Source organism: Shewanella sp. NIFS-20-20 (assembly GCF_019209865.1).
Classification (GTDB): domain Bacteria; phylum Pseudomonadota; class Gammaproteobacteria; order Enterobacterales; family Shewanellaceae; genus Shewanella.
Map to the genome: position 1 here is coordinate 15844 of NZ_JAHUTT010000017.1, position 20650 is coordinate 36493.

The 20650-nt window shown below is 47.7% G+C and carries 15 protein-coding genes and 2 pseudogenes; 5 read left to right on the forward strand and 12 right to left on the reverse strand.

What is annotated here, in order from left to right:
- Nucleotides 1-6: 6 nt before the first annotated feature.
- Complete coding sequence (locus KU855_RS07565; RefSeq protein ID WP_218529691.1) at nt 7-1227, reverse strand: lipoprotein-releasing ABC transporter permease subunit; 1221 nt, start codon at nt 1225-1227, stop codon at nt 7-9.
- 199 nt (nt 1228-1426) lie between these two features.
- Here KU855_RS07565 and KU855_RS07570 point away from each other — a divergent pair, with 199 nt between their 5' ends.
- The 3 genes from KU855_RS07570 (at nt 1427) to KU855_RS07580 (ending at nt 6755) form a co-directional block, all read left to right on the forward strand.
- Nucleotides 1427-2005, forward strand: coding sequence for a hypothetical protein (locus KU855_RS07570; RefSeq protein ID WP_218529692.1), 579 nt, complete (start codon nt 1427-1429; stop codon nt 2003-2005).
- 121 nt (nt 2006-2126) lie between these two features.
- A complete protein-coding gene (mfd, locus tag KU855_RS07575; protein ID WP_218529693.1) occupies nt 2127-5585 on the forward strand; it encodes a transcription-repair coupling factor in 3459 nt (1152 codons plus the stop codon).
- 57 nt (nt 5586-5642) lie between these two features.
- Nucleotides 5643-6755, forward strand: a complete 1113-nt coding sequence (locus KU855_RS07580) for a CsiV family protein (RefSeq protein ID WP_218529694.1) — start codon at nt 5643-5645, stop codon at nt 6753-6755.
- Between the two features lie 64 nt (nt 6756-6819).
- Here the strand turns inward: KU855_RS07580 and KU855_RS07585 are convergent, their stop codons facing one another.
- The 5 genes from KU855_RS07585 to KU855_RS07605 all read right to left on the reverse strand — a co-directional run bounded on the left by KU855_RS07585 (nt 6820) and on the right by KU855_RS07605 (nt 12291).
- Nucleotides 6820-7281: a hypothetical protein gene (locus KU855_RS07585; protein WP_218529695.1), complete on the reverse strand. Its 462-nt coding sequence runs from the start codon at nt 7279-7281 to the stop codon at nt 6820-6822.
- Nucleotides 7282-7619: 338 nt separating this feature from the next.
- Nucleotides 7620-8312, reverse strand: a complete 693-nt coding sequence (locus tag KU855_RS07590) for an exonuclease domain-containing protein (RefSeq protein WP_371316330.1) — start codon at nt 8310-8312, stop codon at nt 7620-7622.
- 1 nt (nt 8313) lies between these two features.
- On the reverse strand, nt 8314-10161 hold the full coding sequence (locus KU855_RS07595; RefSeq protein ID WP_218529696.1) for a DUF294 nucleotidyltransferase-like domain-containing protein: 1848 nt from the start codon (nt 10159-10161) through the stop codon (nt 8314-8316).
- Nucleotides 10162-10295: 134 nt separating this feature from the next.
- Entirely contained in the window at nt 10296-12014 is a 1719-nt protein-coding gene (locus KU855_RS07600) for a sodium:solute symporter family protein (RefSeq protein WP_218529697.1), read from the reverse strand.
- A 10-nt stretch (nt 12015-12024) separates the two neighbouring features.
- Nucleotides 12025-12291, reverse strand: coding sequence for a DUF4212 domain-containing protein (locus tag KU855_RS07605; protein ID WP_218529698.1), 267 nt, complete (start codon nt 12289-12291; stop codon nt 12025-12027).
- A 602-nt stretch (nt 12292-12893) separates the two neighbouring features.
- Here KU855_RS07605 and KU855_RS07610 point away from each other — a divergent pair.
- Nucleotides 12894-13082, forward strand: a pseudogene (locus tag KU855_RS07610) (transposase family protein); the annotation flags it as partial.
- 196 nt (nt 13083-13278) lie between these two features.
- Here KU855_RS07610 and KU855_RS18845 read toward each other — a convergent pair.
- From KU855_RS18845 to KU855_RS07640, 5 genes and pseudogenes are all read right to left on the reverse strand, one after another.
- Nucleotides 13279-13632, reverse strand: a pseudogene (locus KU855_RS18845) (ISAs1 family transposase); the annotation flags it as partial.
- A 124-nt stretch (nt 13633-13756) separates the two neighbouring features.
- Nucleotides 13757-14665, reverse strand: coding sequence for a hypothetical protein (locus KU855_RS07625; protein ID WP_218529701.1), 909 nt, complete (start codon nt 14663-14665; stop codon nt 13757-13759).
- Nucleotides 14666-14805: 140 nt separating this feature from the next.
- Nucleotides 14806-15276, reverse strand: coding sequence for a hypothetical protein (locus KU855_RS07630; RefSeq protein WP_218529702.1), 471 nt, complete (start codon nt 15274-15276; stop codon nt 14806-14808).
- A gap of 882 nt (nt 15277-16158) precedes the next feature.
- The gene (locus KU855_RS07635) at nt 16159-16575 is read right to left on the reverse strand and encodes an MAPEG family protein (protein WP_218529703.1); all 417 of its coding nucleotides are present in this window, start codon (nt 16573-16575) and stop codon (nt 16159-16161) included.
- A 202-nt stretch (nt 16576-16777) separates the two neighbouring features.
- Nucleotides 16778-17242, reverse strand: a complete 465-nt coding sequence (locus tag KU855_RS07640; RefSeq protein ID WP_218529704.1) for an OsmC family protein — start codon at nt 17240-17242, stop codon at nt 16778-16780.
- Nucleotides 17243-17559: 317 nt separating this feature from the next.
- On the opposite strand from KU855_RS07640, the gene KU855_RS07645 reads away from it, so the two are divergent.
- Nucleotides 17560-18234 carry a tRNA (adenine(22)-N(1))-methyltransferase TrmK gene (locus KU855_RS07645; RefSeq protein ID WP_218529705.1) on the forward strand — a complete coding sequence of 225 codons (675 nt, stop codon included), beginning with the start codon at nt 17560-17562 and terminating at the stop codon, nt 18232-18234.
- 335 nt (nt 18235-18569) lie between these two features.
- Here the strand turns inward: KU855_RS07645 and KU855_RS07650 are convergent, their stop codons facing one another.
- Entirely contained in the window at nt 18570-20636 is a 2067-nt protein-coding gene (locus KU855_RS07650; protein ID WP_218529706.1) for a M13 family metallopeptidase, read from the reverse strand.
- Between the last annotated feature and the right edge of the window lie 14 nt (nt 20637-20650).

Here is a 20650-nt window from a genome sequence, read left to right on the forward strand (position 1 = left end):
GTTAATTTATTCATGACGCAATACCTTAGCCGGCTCAACCTTGGCGGCTCGCACCGCAGGATATAAGGTGGCAAATAAGGTAATAAGCAAGGTGCCTACAATAATAACCACCAGTTGCCAAATGGATAAAATTACCGGCAACTGGGTACCAGGCCCTAAAATAGATAATCCCAACATCGTCATAATATCATTGAGATATAACGTCAGTATCACCCCACCGCTCACGCCAAGCACCAGACCGACTAAGGCATTGAGTGACCCTTGAACAATAAATACCGCCATGGCTTGTACATGACTTAAGCCTTGGGTTTTTAAGACGGCGATATCGGCAGTTTTGTCCACCACCATGATCACCAAGGCCGAGACAATATTAAACGCCGCCACGGCCACTACCAAGCTAAGCATGAGTGACATCATGGTTTTTTCCATTTTGACGGCAGCAAAGAGGTGCCCATAATCTTGACGCCAATCGCTAACCTTGGCAGTAATCTTGTCAGCGGCGAGTAACTGCTTAACCCCGCCAACCAGATGGGCCGCTTCAAAGGGATCGCTAAGGTACATACGATAGCTACTGATGCCCTCGCTTGGCAGTCGCATCAAACGCCGCGCATCTTGATAATTGATATAAGCGACATGGGCATCGACTTGCGATCCCATCTCAAACACCCCAGCCACGGTAAACTTGCGTTGTGATGGCACCGGCCCCAGCGGCGAATAGACGACACCGTCTCCAGAGATCACTCGCACTTGCTCGCCGGGTCTGACCCCAAGTTGGTTTGCCAGCACCGAACCTAACACGATGCGATAATCCCCCGCCGCTAAGGTCGATAACACCCGCGTATCACCAGCCCCAGTCAATGCTGCTTGTTGAGGTTCAATTCCATACACTTGAATGGCACGGATACCATCAACCGCTTGGATCATCGCTTGAGTCGAGGCCGATGGCGTCACGGCAATCACGTCGGGCAACCGGGATAATTCAGCCGCTAATGTGGTCGGCAAGGTATGGTCGGGCGCGGCGGTAATCACCAATTGCGGCACCGCCCCTAAGATACGATGCTTTAACTGGCCTTCTAAACCATTCATCACTGAGCCGACGATGATCAAGGCCGCCACCCCGAGAAAAATTCCCATGACGGCAAAAAAGGTAATAAACGAGGCGAAGCTATTGGCTTTCTTGGCGCGCCAGTAGCGCCAGCCGATCATACAAGGGAGTCGCAAATTCATGACAGGTCGCAGCTATCCATGGGCAAATAAGGCAGCCAAGATAATAGGCGTTACACATACAGAAATAAAGACTTAGCCTCTAATCAAGCCAGTAAGGCTCAATTTGGCGGCCAGAATCACTATTTTCGTGAAAAACTTGCCTACTTTGCCAAGCTACACAGATAATAACAATAAGATTTCTTAATAAAATGAGTAAACTGTGAGCGAAGATAACCAGTTTTTTAGCGTCGCCTGCCGCTTTAATGCGTATTTACAGCCGTGGACCCAGCCACTGCCAGATGACGATGCGCTAAAAAGCTTGCAACCTTCAGGCGTGCAACTCATCAGTCAAGCCAAGGCCATCGAGGCCTCATGCATGCTGCAACTGCGACAGTTGGAGCATGAATCTAAGGCGATTATCGATTATTTGAAGATCCAATCCCGTAAAGTGGATTTAGTCTTGCAGTATATTCTTGAACAAGAGATTGACGACAGCGATTGTTTTCAAGGCAGTCACTTTGGTGGTTCAGGCTTTACTGTTATCAATCTCTCGCCGCTCCAACCCGATAGCTTGTACCGTACCACCCTATCTATCCGAGAAGAGCTTATCGCCATTTTATGTATTGCAAAAGTCACGCATTGCCAAGCTATCCCCGACATGCCGGATCATTGGCAAATCAAGCTCGATTTTGAGCGGATCTTAGATGAAGACGTTGAACAATTAGTGCAAGCGAGTCTGCGTTTACAACAAAAGCAACTGCAACTGCGGCGCAAACAGCTCAAACAATCACCAAATTAGTGGGGTTACAGCTGTCTTGGCCATTTCACTGTCATCCGGGGGATGGATAAATAGTGGCACCTTAACAATCAAGGCTCTACAATGACAGCCATCTGATTAGCCGAGTAACAGATTTAGGCACATGAGCGAGTTTTCTTTGTTATCCCCGCCAGCGGCATTAGCCAAGCCGGCCATCCGCTATCTCAATGCCCCGTCAGGGGTTGCCCGCGCGCTGACCTTAGCGCATATCGCTAAGGACCATCGAGGCACCAGCGTTATCATTACCCCTGATACGCCGACGGCCTTGTCATTAGAAGCCGAGCTCAACTATCTGTTACCCGCCGCCAATGTGGTGTTATTTCCTGACCGCGAAACCCTGCCTTATGACAGTTTTTCGCCGCATCAAGATCTAGTGTCCCAGCGCTTAGCCGCCTTATCGCGACTGATTAATGGTGAAGCCACTTTACTCATAGTGCCCATCACAACCTTAATGGTGCGGTTGCCGCCTTGTGACTTTATGGCAGCCAACGTCATGGTGCTTAAACCTGGCGATAGCTACCATCTGCAACATATGCGGCAAACCTTAACCGACACCGGTTACCACTTAGTAGATCAAGTCTACGAGCACGGTGAGTTTGCCATTCGCGGCGCGATTTTAGACGTATTCCCAAGCGGTGCCAGCCAACCTATCCGGATTGAGTTATTTGATGACGAAGTCGAATCGATTCGCTATTTCGATCCTGAAACGCAACGCTCCAATGAAGCCTTGCCACAATTAAGCATGCTGCCGGCCAAAGAGTTCCCTACCGATGCCAAAGGCTTGGAGCTGTTTCGCCAGCAATACCGTCGTCGCTTTGAGGTCATCAGCAAGGCGCCTGAATCCGTCTACCAAATGGTCAGTCGTGGTTTAATGCCTGCGGGCATCGAGAACTATTTACCGCTGTTCTTTAACGACACCGCCACCTTGTTTGATTATTTACCCGCCGATTCACAGCTCATCACCTTAGGTAACATTGATGGCGCCTGTCGTCATTACCTCCAAGAAATTAATAACCGCTTTGTCGATCGCAATATCGACAGCCAGCGGCCATTACTGTCACCCGAAGAACTGTTCTTATTGCCTGAGCAAATTTTTGCCAAATTTAAGCAATACCCACGTTTTGCCATTAATACTGACCATGAAAAAGCTGTCAATGCCAAGGCAACCACCGTGGCCGATGTTAGCGTCAACCACAAGCTTAAACAGCCTCTGCAAGCCATTGGCCAATTTTTAGAACACACCCAGGGGCGCGTGTTATTTAGCGCCGAATCCGAAGGACGCCGCGAAGCCTTACAAGAACTCCTCGCCAAGATACATATCAAGCCCACCGTGTTCCCGCACCTTGAGTCATTTTTACTGAGCCAAGCCCCTATTGGCTTGATTGTTTCGCCCTTATCACAAGGCTGCCAGCTAACCGATCTCAACCTTAGTCTCATTTGCGAAACCGAACTGTTTGGCGCGCGCATTTCGCAGCAACGTCGCCGCGATAAGCAAAAGCAAGTTAGCCAAGACATGTTGGTTAAAAACTTAGCCGAGCTCAAAGTCGGTCAAGCCGTGGTGCATTTAGATCATGGTGTCGGTTTATATCAAGGGCTAGTCACCTTAGATGTCGGCGGGATCAGCGCCGAATATTTACTGCTGGAATACGCCAATGAAGACAAACTCTATGTGCCCGTGTCTTCGCTACATTTGATTAGCCGCTTTAATAGCACTGAGCAAGAAAAGCTGCACTTAAACCGCTTAGGTAATGAAACTTGGAGCAAAGCAAAACGCAAAGCCATTGAACGGATCCGTGATGTTGCCGCTGAATTGCTCGATGTGTATGCCCGCCGCGAAGCCCGAGGCGGCCAAGCCTGTAGCTTGGATGAGCAAGAGTACGCTCAGTTTTGCGATGGATTCCCCTTTGAAGAAACCGTCGATCAAGAGACCGCCATTGAGGCCGTGCTCGCTGACATGTGTCAGGCGAAAACCATGGACCGCTTGGTGTGTGGTGATGTGGGCTTTGGTAAAACGGAAGTGGCGATGCGCGCCGCCTTTGTGGCGGTTAATGCCGGTAAACAAGTGGTCGTGCTGGTCCCCACCACCTTGCTGGCACAGCAGCATTATGAAAACTTCAAAGATAGATTCGCCGATTGGCCGGTAGAAATTGAGGTCATGAGCCGATTTAAAACCGCCAAAGAACAACAACAGGTATTAGAACAATTAAGCCAAGGTAAGCTCGACATAGTGATCGGCACCCACAAACTGTTGCAAGCCGAAGCCAAGTTCGACAATTTAGGGCTACTGGTGATCGATGAAGAGCACCGCTTTGGGGTTCGTCAAAAAGAAAAAATTAAGGCGCTGCGTGCCAATGTCGATATTTTGACCTTAACCGCAACCCCCATTCCTCGGACTTTAAATATGGCCATGTCTGGCATGCGCGATTTATCGATTATCGCCACCGCCCCAGCCAAGCGCCTAGCAGTAAAAACCTTTGTGCGTGAGTATGATAAAGCGACCACCAAAGAAGCCATCATGCGTGAAATTCTTCGTGGTGGCCAAGTGTACTACTTACATAACAATGTCGAGACCATCGAAAAGTGCGCCCAAGATATTCGCGATCTGGTGCCAGAGGCTAGAGTCGTCACCGCCCATGGCCAAATGCGTGAGCGTGAACTTGAGCGGGTGATGAGTGACTTTTACCATCAAAGATTCAATGTGTTGGTGTGTACCACCATTATTGAAACCGGTATCGATGTCCCCAGTGCCAATACCATTATTATTGATAGAGCCGATCATTTTGGTCTCGCGCAATTACACCAATTACGTGGTCGAGTGGGTCGTTCTCATCATCAAGCCTACGCCTACTTGATGACACCCCACCCCAAGCGCATGACCACCGATGCCCGCAAGCGCCTCGAAGCCATTGATGCCTTAGAAGAATTGGGCGCAGGCTTTATGCTCGCCACCCAAGATCTTGAGATCCGTGGCGCCGGTGAACTGCTGGGCGATGAGCAAAGCGGCCATATTGGTAAAATCGGCTTTAGCTTGTACATGGAGTTGTTAGAAGGCGCCGTGGAAGCGCTCAAACAAGGTAAAGAGCCATCACTGGCCAATTTACTGGCACAACAAGCTGAGATTGAACTGAGGGTCCCAGCCCTCTTACCCGAAGACTATGTTGGCGATGTCAACATGCGCTTATCTTTGTACAAACGCATTGCCAATGCCAACACTGAAGCGGCGCTAGATGAATTACGAGTCGAGCTGATTGACCGATTTGGTCTGTTACCCGAAGCCACCAAGAATTTATTTGAATTGACGCTCTATAAGCATCAAGCCACGACCATGGGACTGAACAAGGTGGAGTGGCATGCTAATGGTGGCAGCATAGAATTTGGCGAGCATCACACCATAGATGCCGGCTTTATCATCAGCTTGTTACAGAGCCAGCCACAAATATATCGAATGGACGGCCCGAATAAGCTAAAGTTCAACATACCGGCACCGACAGCCAAAGAGCGCCTGCAAAACGTCCGACAATTGTTGGATCATTTAAGTCGTCATCGCGCTCAGGCACAATAATAGTTAGCCGCAGTGCTAAACAACAAGCACTGCCCCTTAAGTTTGGAGATGTAAAACGTGTTGCCTACCCCCATTAAAACCGTGGTATTGGTGTTATTTTCTAGCATCGCGATGGGCTTTATGCCGAGCAGCTATGCTAAAGACGCGTGGTTTGAAGTCGAGATCTATGTATTCAGTCGCGATAGCCAGCCCCAGCAAATACAAGAAGCGTTTTCCGATAACACTAAGCTGCCAAATACCCGTGGCAGTATTGACCTTATCACGCCAGAGGTAGCTCGAGAGCAGCTCTCTTTACAACATACCTTAACCCCTTGTGATGCTAATGATTGGGTGACGCGAGCCCAAGAATGCCAGCAGCAGCAACAGGGCCAAGCCCCCACTATGATTTACCCTGCCCCAATGCCAGTGCAGATCACCACCAAGAGCGCAGGTAACTCGCCCGCGGGAGTAACGGCACAAGAGGCCAATCCAAACGCTAACAAGGCTTATTTACTCGCCGCCAGTCATGGCCAGTTCGAGCAATATATCAAACAGTTAAGTAAAGAACCCGGTACGACTGGTCTGCTGCATATGAGCTGGCGTCAAAATATGCAACCGCGTCGCCAAGCCAGTCCTATTCACTTATTTGGTGGTAAAGACTTTGCCGCGCAATATAGCGTAATGGGCGCAGCTATCGACCACGACCCGTCAGCGACAACAGCCACTGACACGCTGGACAACATGGACGGCACCCAGTCGGCTACCCCTCGGCAAAATAGCGACAATACTGATGGGCAACCGATGGCGGCAACGCAGTTAACTCAGCCAGATTTTCTGAGTGTCGGTGTGAGTCCGCAGGCGCAACAACCTGTGTGGCAATTGGATGGCGACTTATTGATATATCTCGAACACTTTCTTTATATTGAAACCGATTTAGTGTTGCGGGTTGAAGGCAAAAAATTAGACTTAAAGGACGCGATACACAGTTATAGCAGTCAGCAGGCCAGTGCGGAGGCGATGAGCGCTAACCTCACTCAAACACCTACGGCGGCCACCACCTCACCTTATCTCTATGCGCTGGCGATGAAACAAAATCGCCGGGTGCGCAGCAATGAGTTGCATTATTTCGATCACCCGCGCTTTGGTATGCTGATCCAAATTCGTAAATTAGAACCGAGCCAAAGCAACTGAATCAAAGCGCCCACTGACCCTACGCGCCGCCGAGTGGCGGCGCAAATTGCACTCTCTATAATGATTAGCTTGCCGCGCTGGTGTCCATCCTGCGCCACTCAATAGCATGGCCGAACCGTTGCGCCAGTAATAGATTTAGTTCGTCAAAATCAATCACCCGCCGCTGCTGGCCGCTGAGGCAATACCAAACAAACCGATGGCAATTATCATTCAACAAATGATAATGGCGATAGTGATAAATGGCAGCGATGGCCGCGTCTATCGCGCGGGGCTCGACTAAGATCTGGCCAATAGAGTTGGTGGCCACAAAGATATATTCGCCAGTGCGCCCTTGTAGAAAACGCGCCATGGAGATCGGGCGAATTAAGCCGGTGCCTTGGAGCTCAACAATGCAATCATCCCCCACATAAATACCGCTATGCTCGATGACGCCAAACACATGGCAACAAACAATCGCCCCCGCCACCAGTGGCACAGGGCGGGGCTGATTGATGATTTCGCTCGGCGCTAACCCGATAGGATTCATACCGCCTCGCCATTTGCAATGTCCGCCAGTACCCGCCATGACGGGCTAACGGCAACTCGAGCGATGATAAGCAACACACACTGACGGTACAATGACAAAGGCAATCCTAGGTCTAATTAGCAAAAATGAACGGGCAATATCAGGCTAGCCTATGAAAAGCTTCAAGTTCAACCGATATGTTGAGTGTTGCTGGCCACGGCATATTTCGCCAGCGATTAATTGTGTAAAATTGTGTCGTGTGTGGCGACTCCCGGCCAATGGTCACCATTTAATTAAGGCGCCAAATGAGAATCGATGATTTTGCTGCCCAGCCGCTATTGCCGTGGCGTAGACATTAATCAGCAAAACAGTTGTCGCAATTGCGTCGGCTTGGCGGCGGCCATTTGCGCCAAGAGTAATTCGGCGCATGCCAAGGCATCCACAAAGGCACTATGAGCGGGGTAAACCGGCAGACCATAGCGTTGCCGACAGGCATCAAGGCGCAGCGCGCCACTGCCAATAGACTGCTGGGCAAGCTGCAACCTGCGTTGCTCTAATGCTAAGGTGTCAATAGCCCGCAGCGCCAGAGACTCGCCCCAAATCGCGCCGCCATGCTGCTGTAAAAAGGCCAAATCCAGCGGGGAATGATGGGCCACCAGCACTCGACCAATCGCCGCTTCCATAAAGAGCTCAAGGCCACGGGCTAACTCAAGGCCACGCTCGGTGTCTTGATCGACAATGCCATGAATACATGCACTTTGTCCCACATCTCCCGCCACATTCAATACGCAGCTGCCCGCGCGAGTCAGATTAATTTTGCCGCCATCAATGGCCACCCAACCTATGCTAACAATATGATCATTACTGGCATCAAGGCCGGTCATTTCCATATCGAACGCCAGCAGGGGTAGTGCACTGATTGGCGCGTCGACTAACGCCGGTAAACTGGCGTAATATCGGCGTAATAACGGCTGCTGGCTCCGGGCAGCGGCTTGGCGATATTGCCACTCCCAACCGAGCTTAAAGGGTAAAAGCTTGCGATACCAAGTCACCTTATAAACTCCGTAAAAAACGTAATCTCACCCCAGATTGGGCATCATCAACCACCTTAAAGGCTTCTTTTAATTGGTGTCGAGTCAATCCTGATATGTCCCCAGGCTTGAGGTAATTTGATAAGGGTTGTTGCTGGGCATATTGCTGGCCTTGATTTGCCAAGCGTAAATGGGCAATAAATTCTTGCGCATCGGCAAGATCTAAGGCTAAGCGGCGGTCAATCACGCCAGCTTGCATTAAAGATTGCAGTCGCTTGGCAGTGTTAACCGCTTTGCAGCCGACGCTGAGGGCATAGACTCTGGCAATATCGGTCACGAGCGCATTGCCGCGGTGTTTTAAATCGATGCCTTTAACTTCTGAACCATCACGCTCCAAGACAAACTTTCTAAAAAATCCTAGCGGCGGCCGCGTTTGTAGGGCATTGGCAGTTAATCCCGCTAAGAAAATATCATTGCCCTTGGTCGAGGCTAAGACATTATCTTGCAAGGCGGTAAACAAGCTTTCTGGGCCATAGACCGAACGCATATCAAAAAAGATACTGGCATGCATCAACGCCTTAGGCTCAGGAGTGGTCACCCAACGACGAAAGCGCCCCTGCCAAGCCGTTAACGACATCCGCCAAGCGGAATTTTGCGCCATGATGCCGCCTGGACAGTAGACATAACCGCAATCATTTAACCCTCGGCACACCGCTTCGCTTAAGGTGGCAAAGTAATCACGGGCAAAATCATCCGGTTCGTGAGCCAACAATAATGCATTATCTTGATCGGAGCAGGCGACCTGATCTTGCCGCCCTTGAGAGCCAAAGGCCAACCAACAAAACGCCATCGGTGCTTGACCTAGTAAGTCCATATTGAGCTCGATTAACCGTCGGGTCAGCGCATCAGTCACTGAGGTTAACACTCGCCCAATTTCTTCGGCCCGCGCGTCAGCACTAATGAGTTTTTGCAATAATTCAGGAATACGCCGGCTCAGACTAATCAACTTTTCAATCACGGTCTGCCGATTAATTTCCGCAATCAATAATAACGGCTGCGAACCTTGGGAGCGAATAATGTCCGAGCTCGTCAACATGCCCACCACTTGCTCATGCTCCAGCACTGGCAAGTGATGTAAATGTTGTTCACTCATGATACTCATGGCCTCAAACACTAAGGTGTTGGGGCTTACGGTAAAGGGCGATGGTGTCATGATGCTGGCCACTGGCGTGCGACCATCAAGGCCGGCGGCTAATACTCGACTGCGCAGATCTCTGTCGGTTACTATCCCTACCAGCTGTTGGTTATCAGTCACCACCACCGAAGATACCCGGGCATGGGTCATGGATTTTGCCGCATCGGCGACACTGGCTTGTAACTCAATGCTTAAGGCCGGACGACTCATTAACGCCCCAATCCGACTCATGGTGCTTTGATCTTTGGCCTTAAAGCGAGCTTGATTGCGCAAACGCTTGGCATAGGCCTTATTAAAAAAGCGGTCAAACTCGCGGTTTAAGGATCTCAGCTCATTAAAGGTGTAGGCATCGAGTTCATACACTAAGCCATCTTCTAAAATATTGACCTGATTATGACTGACCTCGCCCGAGAGTAGCGACGGATAGCCAAAATAATCCCCCTCGCCTAACCTATCGAGTAACTCCCCTTGAGGATCATTCACCTCAAATGCGCCGCTGCGAACAATATACAAGCTAAAGCAGTCGCTTTTTAGCGTCACTTGGCGCTGACTGGTACTGAAATAGCTAATTTGTAACCGCCGCGCTACCTGCTCGCACGAGCTCTCAGGCAAACAATCAAACGGCACTAACGAACGCATAAATTGCACCAAAGGTTGTAACTCACTCGCATCCATCCACTGACTCGCTCAACTGACCAATAACACCATAAATCCACTATAAGGAACCCTGACCATAAAGCCTATAAGACTAAGGTGCAAAACGGAAAAAAGGCGCCCTAAGGCGCCTTGTCATCTGGAGGGTGATGGCATTAGTGATCTTGCGCTTCACCCGCCCCTTTAGGGAAACGAATTGACTCGACCATCTCACCGATTTCATCGGGTATTTTCGCCGTCATCTTCATGACCACTAAGGCAACAGCAAAGTTAACCAACATACCGATAATACCGATACCTTCAGGAGAAATACCCATGAACCAATGGTCAGCATTATTAATCTCAGGGTTCATAAATTTAAAGTAACCAATATAGGCAGAGGTAAATAACAAACCTGAAACCATACCGGCAATAGCCCCTTCTTTATTCATAGTTTTCGAGAAAATACCCATGATGATGGCTGGGAACAAGCTCGATGCTGCCAAACCGAAGGCCAAGGCTACCACCGCCGCCACAAATCCTGGCGGATTAATCCCGAAGTACCCCGCAATAATAATTCCCACTGCCGCGGCAAGTCGGGCATATAAGAGTTCTTGTTTATCGGAAATATTGGGTGCCAGATTTTTCTTCAATAAGTCATGGGAAACCGAGGTTGAAATCACCAACAACAGTCCTGCCGATGTCGATAAGGCCGCCGCCATACCACCCGCCGCGACCAGTGCAATCACCCACGCAGGTAAAGAGGCAATTTCTGGGGTTGCCAATACCATGATGTCGCGGTCAATTTTCATTTCATTGCGCTCACCATTGGCATAGAACATCTTGCCATCACCGTTTTTATCATCCCAGGTGATAAGACCTGTCTTCTCCCAGTTTTTAATCCAAGAAGGCGCTTGTGCATACTCGACACCCGATTGCTCAGGGCCATTAATGGTTTCAATCATATTGACGCGAGAGAACGCCGACAATGCAGGGATGGTGGTATACATGATGGCAATAAACAGCAGTGCCCAACCGGCCGAACTCCGTGCATCTTTCACACGTGGCACAGTAAAGAAGCGCACAATGACGTGAGGTAAACCTGCCGTACCCACCATCAATGCTGCCGTAATCGCGAACACATCGATCATCGATTTAGAGCCTTCAGTGTACTGATTGAAGCCCAGTTCGGCCGAGAGGCCATCGAGTTTATCCAGTAAGAACACCCCAGAGCCATTGCCCGCGGCATCTTTCAGTTCAGCACCAAAGCCGATCTGCGGGAAGATATGGCCGGTCATCATGATAGAGATAAAGATTGCCGGAACCATAAAGGCAAAAATCATCACGCAGTATTGCGCTACCTGAGTGTAAGTAATGCCTTTCATACCGCCAAGCACCGCATAGAAGAACACCACCCCCATACCGATAAACACCCCGGTATTGATGTCGACTTCTAAGAAGCGCGAGAACACCACCCCAACGCCACGCATTTGCCCCGCAATATAAGTAAAGCAAATAAAGATGGCACAAATCACGGCCACCGTACGCGCCGCTTGTGAGTAATAACGCTCACCGATAAAGTCAGGCACAGTGTATTTACCAAACTTACGTAAATACGGCGCCATACATAAGGCCAGTAACACATAGCCACCGGTCCACCCCATCAAGTACACACTACCGTCGTAACCGACGAAGGAGACAATACCAGCCAACGAAATAAACGACGCCGCCGACATCCAATCTGCCGCCGTCGCCGCACCATTCATAACCGGCGGTACCCCGCCACCTGCCACATAAAAATCTTTAGTCGAGCCAGCACGCGCCCAAATCGCAATGGCGATATAGAGAGCAAACGACCCGCCCACAATCAAATAAGTTAAGGTTTGTAAATCCATGGCTCAGTCCTCAGTCTTCATGTACGTTATATTTTTTATCGAGGGCATTTGCCTTGGCTGCATACACAAAAATCAGCACGACAAATACATACATGGCACCTTGTTGAGCAAACCAAAATCCCAACTTAAAGCCCATAAAATGGACTTGATTTAAAGTATCAACCAACATGATGCCGCACACGTAGGACACCACGAACCAGATTGCGAGCAATCCCAGCACCAGTCTGAGATTTTCAGACCAATAGCCTTTTGCCTTATCGTTATTTTCAAAAGCCATAGTGACTCCCTTGTTGAATTCAATGTTCAACACCAATCTAACAAGTCAGTAACACGCCACAATCAAGACCTTAGTCTATGCAGTGGTTGCGAATAACAACCAAAATAACATAACTAATTGTTATACAGTGGTTTTAGTGAAGAGCGGTAAGTGTTAACCCTGAACGTTATCACCCGCCCCTTAGACTAATGTCGAACACGCAATGGTTAATATTGTGGTTCTTCCCCTGTACTCCAGAATAAACGCATTAAATAATTTCAATGGGTTAGGAATAACGCACGCGATTAACCGGCGCCGAGATCGTTAGCGGTGAACAAGGAAACACCTCCCATGACGGCGTGCACTTGCAATCGTTGATTCAACCTCGTTTGGCGCGGTCATTGCTTGAGTGTGAAGTAGTTCGGACAAAGTTGATTTGCTAAAATCCCCGCTAATTTTGGCAATAATTCAGTTTGGGGCACTTGGTTGCGATTGAGGATTGACCGCGTTCTATTTTTAAGGCTGATAATGACCCAGAGCAGGATCATACTTTGTTAATGAATTGAACTTTTCACAGCAAGCGTGATCTGATCAGGCATGTTAATCTGCCATGATGATCTCGCATGTCATTGTTCGACCATTTGAAACTCATTGAAGACCCTCGCTCTCACATCAATCTAGACCACGACTTAGTCGATATTATCTTTCTGGTTCTCGCCGCCATAGTCTCGGAGGGCGATGACTGGAAGTCTATTAATGAATTTAGTGTCGTAAAGCTAGAGTGGTTACGTCAACATCGAGACTTTGATAAAAAATAAAAAGCCACCCATATTAAAACAATGATTTAACCCGCATCCTCGCGCTATGTCAGCAATCATCTCACGCTTAACGAGGTCATAACGTTTCAATAAAAAATAAAAAGCCACCCATATTAAAACAATGATCTAACCCGCATCCTCGCGCTATGTCAGCAATCACCATGTGAATGGTGCTTTGCCTATCGCCTCAGTTATAGGAGCCCCGTAAGGTCTTGCCATCAATGGCGACGACTTCACCACAGGTTAACTTGTGTACGGTTTTCATCCAATCTAGAAAGCCATTGCGGAACTCAGCTGGATCAATATTGGCAATCAGGCGAGCAAAGGTATCATCAACAGGCACTCCTTTTTCAAACTAGCCCTGTTTAAAGAACCACTCATGATGACCAAGCACGTACTCACAAATGTCAGTCCAGCCTTGGCTCCCAGCGATTACAGCACAGATTGAACCAAACAAAATATCGAACAATAGGTAGTCTACTTTTGCGCTTTGTCGCTCGTCACGGATGATGCTGAAATACGCTTTAATGGTATCTAAATTCATGGGGACTCCTCAAAAGAGGAGCATAAGTTCACAATTGGTGTATCAGGTCAATTTCAACCAGATGTTGGACAAGAAATGTTCATGATCTTGCCCTGCCATCTTAATACTTAACCGAGGTGACCATTTATTTCCTATTTTTTTCTATCTTTTTTTCATGCCGCTTGTTGATTTCTGATTGATACCAATCATTTATCTTCATACCTTGATAATATTTTGGCGCAAAAAACAAGCAGTAGTCAACGCCAAGGTTATTTAAATTGTTACTTACAACCTTTGCCGCCAGCAAACTTGTAAACTCAAAATTTCGTAATGACATAATATAATTCAGTTCTTCATAGGCAAGATAATAATCTGCAGCAATATCTCTGTTATTCAAGGTGAGTTTTATTTTTTGTTGTTTATTTATATCATTCGCAATAGTAATATCTAAAAAAATATATCGATAACATAAACCGATTCTGTTGGCAATTAACTCATCATAGAAGCTGAATGATTCATGGAAGTCCTCACCTTGGGTTAATTTAGAAATTAAATTAACCTCTGTCGCCAGATGAGTTAATTCATGTAGGATAGTACCCATCTGCGTCGCTATATTGATATCACTACCATTACTGATCGGAAAGTAAATCGTTTCAGGTAAATCGGTACGATTCATGGTCACTTCATAGATAAAGTTTTTTTCATCAACAGGAACTAACACAATATTTTTAATTGGAACATCAACAGCATTCAAAGCCATATTGAATAACGTAATATCTAATTCACTCAGAAAACTTGGGACATTATCATTAATAAAACTTATGTTTGATTTGCCATGGCGCTGCGGTGTAACTATGTCATAGGACATAATGTCTTTTACGGTAATACTTTCATAACTATCAAATGAAAAATCGCCACTTTTAATTATGACATTAATCTCACCATCAGAATGGGTGATAACTGCGCCACCAGCCAAGGGATTATCAGCTATGATATTGCTGCAACCTGATAAACTAATGAAAATAATTAAATAATAAATATGAGCAAAACGCATCCATCCAGCCTCCTCTTTTTAAAATAGCAACATGGACGCTTGCTATTGACTGAATTTTAAATTAATTCTTAGACACTCCTATCGAAGACTAAGGTAAAGCAAAACTTTTAATTCACCTTAATACTCCCGCTTTTATAATATTAATAATCTGGGACATCAGGGAATTGAAAATTTCCACATCTGGCAGCTCGTGGGTACTGGGCACAGTATGAGTTTACTCTTGTGACCGCAGTGTTCATAGTAACCCCAGCAAATGACGTAATACTGGTTCCAACAATTTCCGAATGAGGATCTATAATATCAGTGGTGTAGTTTGTGTTAACTTTTATTTCCGTTGTGTTATTTTTGTAAGGATAAAACCATTCAACTACAGCAGTTGCATTTTTAACTTTTGCTTCGCCATTAATGATTACTCCCTCAAAATTTTGGGATGCAGTCACATAACCGTTATCAATAAGTGTTATCTCAATTGACTCAAGCGCTACATTTGTGCCATTTTGTACGTATAATGTTTCACTCCAGTCATTAATAATGACTCTTTGTTCTTGCTTCTCTTCCTCTTCAGTTTTATCTGAGCCACCACCGCCACCGCTATGTATAATTGATTCCACACCGACTCCAATCGTAACGCTAACGCAATTAAGACCAGCAGCATCGCAATTACCTTGAGGGAACGTTACATTTACATCAACTCCAACTGTAGTTGTGCTTTTACAGCCGAATAAAAGTAGAGGCAGTAGGCAGTAGGCAGTAGGCAGTAGGCAGTAGGCAGTAAATAGTTATTAATCTTCATATCAAATCCATTTGTTATCCAAAGACATCGGCAGGTTAACACGCTGACAACAAAAATGAAACACGCAAAAACAATGCGAGTTCGCGACAAACACTTTGCCCTTGAAGGACTATTCTCCATATAACATGTTCTGGCATTTTTTTAATGGGCGTACAATAACAAAGCATGCTCGGCAGGCAAGCGTTCTTAGACAAGGCTCTTAGCAAAAGTTTGCAGCTTGAGATATGGAGAGTTAGCGCAGCCTATCCTAACGGCGACACCAGATTCAGAAAAACCATGATGCGTGTAAATTTTGTGTCATAAGGTAGCCGTCATCTTTACATCCCAATAAAATAGCCACTGATGAGATGGACATCGTCTTTGAACCCACAAGGTTGTGCTAGCGGCGGGTCGAGCAATCGACATAGCCTGCGACAGACGATTAGTAATACTGTCAGCTGAGGCAATCGTGGGTGTCAGGCGTTGAGCGCAAACTTGTGAATTACATTTTGAGATTTTTGTGGGTAACACTTTGATTATCACTAGCTTTATCGGCAAGATAAGCAGCCGTTTCTAGCTTGATATTGTATTTTAGTAAGCGAAGTGACGCCAAAATTGTCAAGTGAAACCCTCTGACATGACCCCAGAGTAACATCAAACGAGTCAAGGTCAGTCTAAGCCGACCTTAGTGCAGTTTGAATGATGAATCGTGCCGCTCGAGTTATATCAAGGCCAAAGAGGCAACCACTAACAAGGCTATATTGGCAAGCAAAGCAATTAAGTAAAAATAGCTTCTTGGGCTCGGGTTTTTCTCGGTCGCAATTGCGTAATAGAGCACCATATGGATCACTCGAGCCACTGCCATGATCCAGATAATGGTGCCAGTCCACAAGGCATCGACGCCCACCAAAATGGCTAAAAAAGACGCGCCCAGCATCAGGCTAATATTCTCTTGCGAATTAGCAAAGGTACGGTTAGCGCGAAACACGAACGAGCCATGACTTAAGCTAGCATCAATTTTACCGGGAATAGCGCCCGGCTGCGCGGCCTTGGACGTCGCCGCAACAATGGCCTGGATCAGCACAGTGAACATGATGGCCAATAAGCCCCAAAACGCGAGTGAATAGGTAGCAAACATAAAGAAATCCCTTAACGGTTGATGCCTTGATTACCACTGAAGGCAGTATTTATCGTTTTGTCAGTCTGTTATCTTCAACAACAGCTTTTATAGTACCGTCAACCGAGGTGTTAGGATCACTTGCTGGACGATATTAGAGTAAAAACTCTTTTCTGACCCAAGGCCATTGTCCTCACGGGTTGGCGCCCGCGATGGTTTGGTGCTAGCTGACTACCTCAATGGTCACCTGGGTTTTGACCGAATTCGCAATAAAACAATGCTGATGCGCCAGATGATGCATTTTTTGCAATTGTTCTAGGCTTGGTTGCCGTTCACCTGCAAAGGTTACCTTAGGTCGCAGTCGTACCTCGGTAATCGCCATATTACCGGACTCGTCTGTGGCTAATACGCCCAGCGCCTGATCATGATAATCATCCACCACATACTTTTTTTTCGCCGCAATCGATAGAAAGACCAACATATGACAACTCGATAACGCCGCAATAAAGGCTTCTTCTGGGTCAACATTGTCGGCCATGGATAAGGGGACTGGCACGACATGGGGTGACGAGGACGCCGCCACGATCACGCCGCCATCAAACTCCCAAACATGGGCGCGACTGTATTGATTGTCGAGGAACACCTGCCCTGCTCGGTGCCACTTAATTAACGCAGTAAATTGTATCATGAGCTCTCCTGTTGCCCGTGACCTTGGTGCGATGGCATCATAGGCATCGCGCCAAGGTATGGCTCCCGATATTTGCAGCCACTGGTCAGGCTAAAATCATCACATAGATACGCTGTCAAATGCTAGCGATAAACGCCCGTGGCAAGCGCGTTCTTGTCTAGCGAGTCATGCTGGCAGCCAACAATCAACTCACTGGCCCCCGCCGCCACGGAGGGCTCCAATTTGTGAACTAAGCGAAGGTTAATCCCTGTGAATACCTCTACAATGCGCCCCTTTTTGCCCGCATGGTAAACATGCGTCATCGATGAAGGCCTCTTGTGAAACTCAGTCAACGCTTAAGCCAACTCAATGCCATGGTGGCGGCCACGTATGATCAGATCTGGGATTGCTGTTGCGATCACGGTTTACTCGGGGCGGCATTACTGTCTCGTCAATTACCCGCGCAGGTACATTTTGTCGATATCGTGCCACAGCTGATGCAACAGCTTGAGTGCAAACTGCAGCGCTTTGATCCCGACTCGCACCAATGGCACACCCATTGTATTGATGTGGCCACCTTACCATTAACTCGATACCCCGGCCGCTCACTTATCATCATTGCCGGCGTTGGCGGCGAATTAATGGCGCATTTTGTTGCGACTATTTGTAGCCAACACCCACAGCGGCCACTGGATTTTCTGCTATGCCCAACCAATCAGACTTACCATTTACGCCAACAGTTAATCACGCTGGAGTTAGGCTTATTACAGGAAGTATTGGTGGCTGAAAATCAACGATTTTATGAAGTGCTGTTAGTCTCGACTCAGCCCCAACATCACAGGCCCATCACCGCCATTGGCGAGCAACTGTGGCAACATGACAGCAAAGATGAATGCGCCTTACGTCAGCGTTATCAGCGCAAGTTGCTCACGCATTATCAGCAGCTCAGTAAAGGCTATGGAGCGAATGTTACGCCAATCATTAACGCCTATCGCGCCCTGACGCTGGCATAACAGCGCTCTCATCATCAATGCGCGTGGCTCCAGATGGTATATTTGGTAAAAAGTTGATAGGTTCGGTGCCTACATATAGTTAACTGAGCGCGTGCTCTCTGATCAAATGAGGTCAACGCGCCTGTGCACTAATACAATGCTAAGTCTCCGATGCCGTTAAGGAAGTTATGAGCGATCCAAAGCGAATATCAGAAGTGCTTGAACTTTTACTTTACCATCCCTCCTAAATAGTCTGTTGCTCGGGTGAGGGTTTACCGTGACATTTAACCCGCTACCTAACCACAAAAAAAATGCCAGTCATATGACTGGCATCCACATCGTTAACGCTTAGGCGATTACCAAATCCGAACTCGCTGCGCTTCGGGTAAATACAATTCATCGCCCGGCTGAACATTAAAGGCTTTATACCAAGCATCGTGGTTGCGCGGAGCAAGCGCACGATATCGACCCGGCGCATGGGTGCCCGCGCGCAATTGGTTAAGCATGCTTTGTTCGGTGCGTTTTTCTTTCCACACTTGCGCCCAAGCGAGAAAGAAACGTTGATCGCCAGTGACACCATCGATAACTGGTGCCTCTTTGCCGTTGAGGCTGAGTTTATAGGCATGATACGCCATGGCGAGTCCACCGACATCACCAATATTTTCGCCTAAGCTGTTTTTACCATTCACAAAATTATCTGGCAGTGGCTCGTACTGACTGTATTGCGCCGCCAATTGATCGGCTTTGGCTTCAAAAGCAGCGCGATCGGCGTCGGTCCACCAGTTACGTTGAATGCCATTAGCATCAGACTTGGAGCCCTGATCATCAAAGCCATGGCCCATTTCATGGCCAATCACGGCCCCAATGCCGCCATAATTGACGGCCGCATCGGCGTTAGGATCGAAAAATGGTGGTTGTAAAATTGCCGCAGGGAAGACGATTTCGTTAAAAGAACTATTGTAATAAGCATTCACTTGCTGCGGTGTCATGCCCCAACGGTTACGGTCAGTTTTTTCCAATTCTTTAGCCACACTGTCTGCGTTAAAAAATTGCCGTAATTGCTGAATATTACCCACCAAATCATGGTTAGTCAGGGTCACGCCATCAAATTCTTGCCAGACATCGGGATAACCAATCTTAGGGGTAAACGCGGCCAGCTTAGCATGCGCGTTAACTTTGGTTTCTGCCCCCATCCAATCGAGTTGATCGATGCGCTCGCCCATGGCACTGCGAAGGTTTTCCACCAGTTCGGCCATTTGTTGCTTAGAAGACTCAGGGAAATAACGAGCAACGTAGACTTTACCAATCACAAACCCTAACGTTTGGGTGCCTGACATTTCAGAAATAGCCCGCTTCCAGCGTGGGCGCGGCTCTTCTTGACCGCTTAAAATTTTACCGTTAAACGCAAAATTTGCCGCGTAAATATCTTCCGCTAATAAGTCAGCATTGTTACTGATGGTATGGAAGGTGAGATAGTCTTGCCAAACCGATAATGGTTGGGTATTCACCAAGGTGATCATTGCCTTAATTGGCTCTGGTTGGCTGACATTTAAGTGCGGTACTTGATAACCTGTTTTGGCAAAGTAACTGTCCCAGTTGAATCCTGGGTACTCTTTGGCCAAATCGCCCCGTTCTATTTGGTTCAAGGTGAGATCGCGGTTACGGCGTGTTTCACGTGGCCACTGCCCTTCGGCCATTTTGGTTTCTAAGGCTAATATTGCTTGCGCACGCGCTTGGGTATCATCGAGGCCGGCAAAGGCCAACATGCGTGCAATATGATCCACATAGGCGGCGCGGATCTGACTAAAGCGTTCGCTGTCTTCTAGATAATACGAACGATCTGGCAGACCTAAGCCCGCGGCACCGATGGACATTTGATATTGATTAGGATCTAAGCGATTGAACCACATGCCGCCGGCAATGGGTGAACTGGCACCACTGAGCCACGCCTCGCCAAACACTTGGGTTAATTGCTCAACGGTATCAATATTGGCAATTTGTGTCAGGGTCGGTTTAATCGGATCGATACCTCGCTTATTGATGGTCTCTGTGTCCATATACGCTTGATAAAAATCCGCAATCATTTGCTCTTCAGCGGTTAAATCGCTGCGGCTGGTGATATCGTCAATAATGGCTTTGACCTGGGCTTCACTGCGTTCGGCTAATGCTGTGAAAGCGCCAAAACGGGTTTTATCTGCCGGCATCTCATAGTTGTCATACCAAGTGCCACTCGCGTACATAAAGAAGTCGTCGCCCGGCTTAATGGCTGTATTTCTAGCACTTAAATCCACGCCAAAACTGCCTAACTCAGCAGCTGGGGCATTGGCGGACGACGCAGTGACGGCCTCATTGGTCGGGCTGGCAGTGTTACAGCCAGCCATAAAGGTACTGGCTAATGCTAGGGCAAGCAGGGATTTTCTCATTGTTATATTCCTTG

Excerpts from the sequence above, each read along its gene's own strand:
- KU855_RS07595 (WP_218529696.1), bottom strand. The coding sequence starts at position 10,161 with ATGGATGCGAGTGAGTTACAACCTTTGGTGCAATTTATGCGTTCGTTA.
- KU855_RS07600 (WP_218529697.1), bottom strand. The coding sequence starts at position 12,014 with ATGGATTTACAAACCTTAACTTATTTGATTGTGGGCGGGTCGTTTGCT.
- KU855_RS07635 (WP_218529703.1), bottom strand. The coding sequence starts at position 16,575 with ATGTTTGCTACCTATTCACTCGCGTTTTGGGGCTTATTGGCCATCATG.
- KU855_RS07565 (WP_218529691.1), bottom strand. The coding sequence starts at position 1,227 with ATGAATTTGCGACTCCCTTGTATGATCGGCTGGCGCTACTGGCGCGCC.
- KU855_RS07640 (WP_218529704.1), bottom strand. The coding sequence starts at position 17,242 with ATGATACAATTTACTGCGTTAATTAAGTGGCACCGAGCAGGGCAGGTG.
- mfd (WP_218529693.1), top strand. The coding sequence starts at position 2,127 with ATGAGCGAGTTTTCTTTGTTATCCCCGCCAGCGGCATTAGCCAAGCCG.
- KU855_RS07650 (WP_218529706.1), bottom strand. The coding sequence starts at position 20,636 with ATGAGAAAATCCCTGCTTGCCCTAGCATTAGCCAGTACCTTTATGGCT.
- KU855_RS07625 (WP_218529701.1), bottom strand. The coding sequence starts at position 14,665 with ATGCGTTTTGCTCATATTTATTATTTAATTATTTTCATTAGTTTATCA.
- KU855_RS07585 (WP_218529695.1), bottom strand. The coding sequence starts at position 7,281 with ATGAATCCTATCGGGTTAGCGCCGAGCGAAATCATCAATCAGCCCCGC.
- KU855_RS07605 (WP_218529698.1), bottom strand. The coding sequence starts at position 12,291 with ATGGCTTTTGAAAATAACGATAAGGCAAAAGGCTATTGGTCTGAAAAT.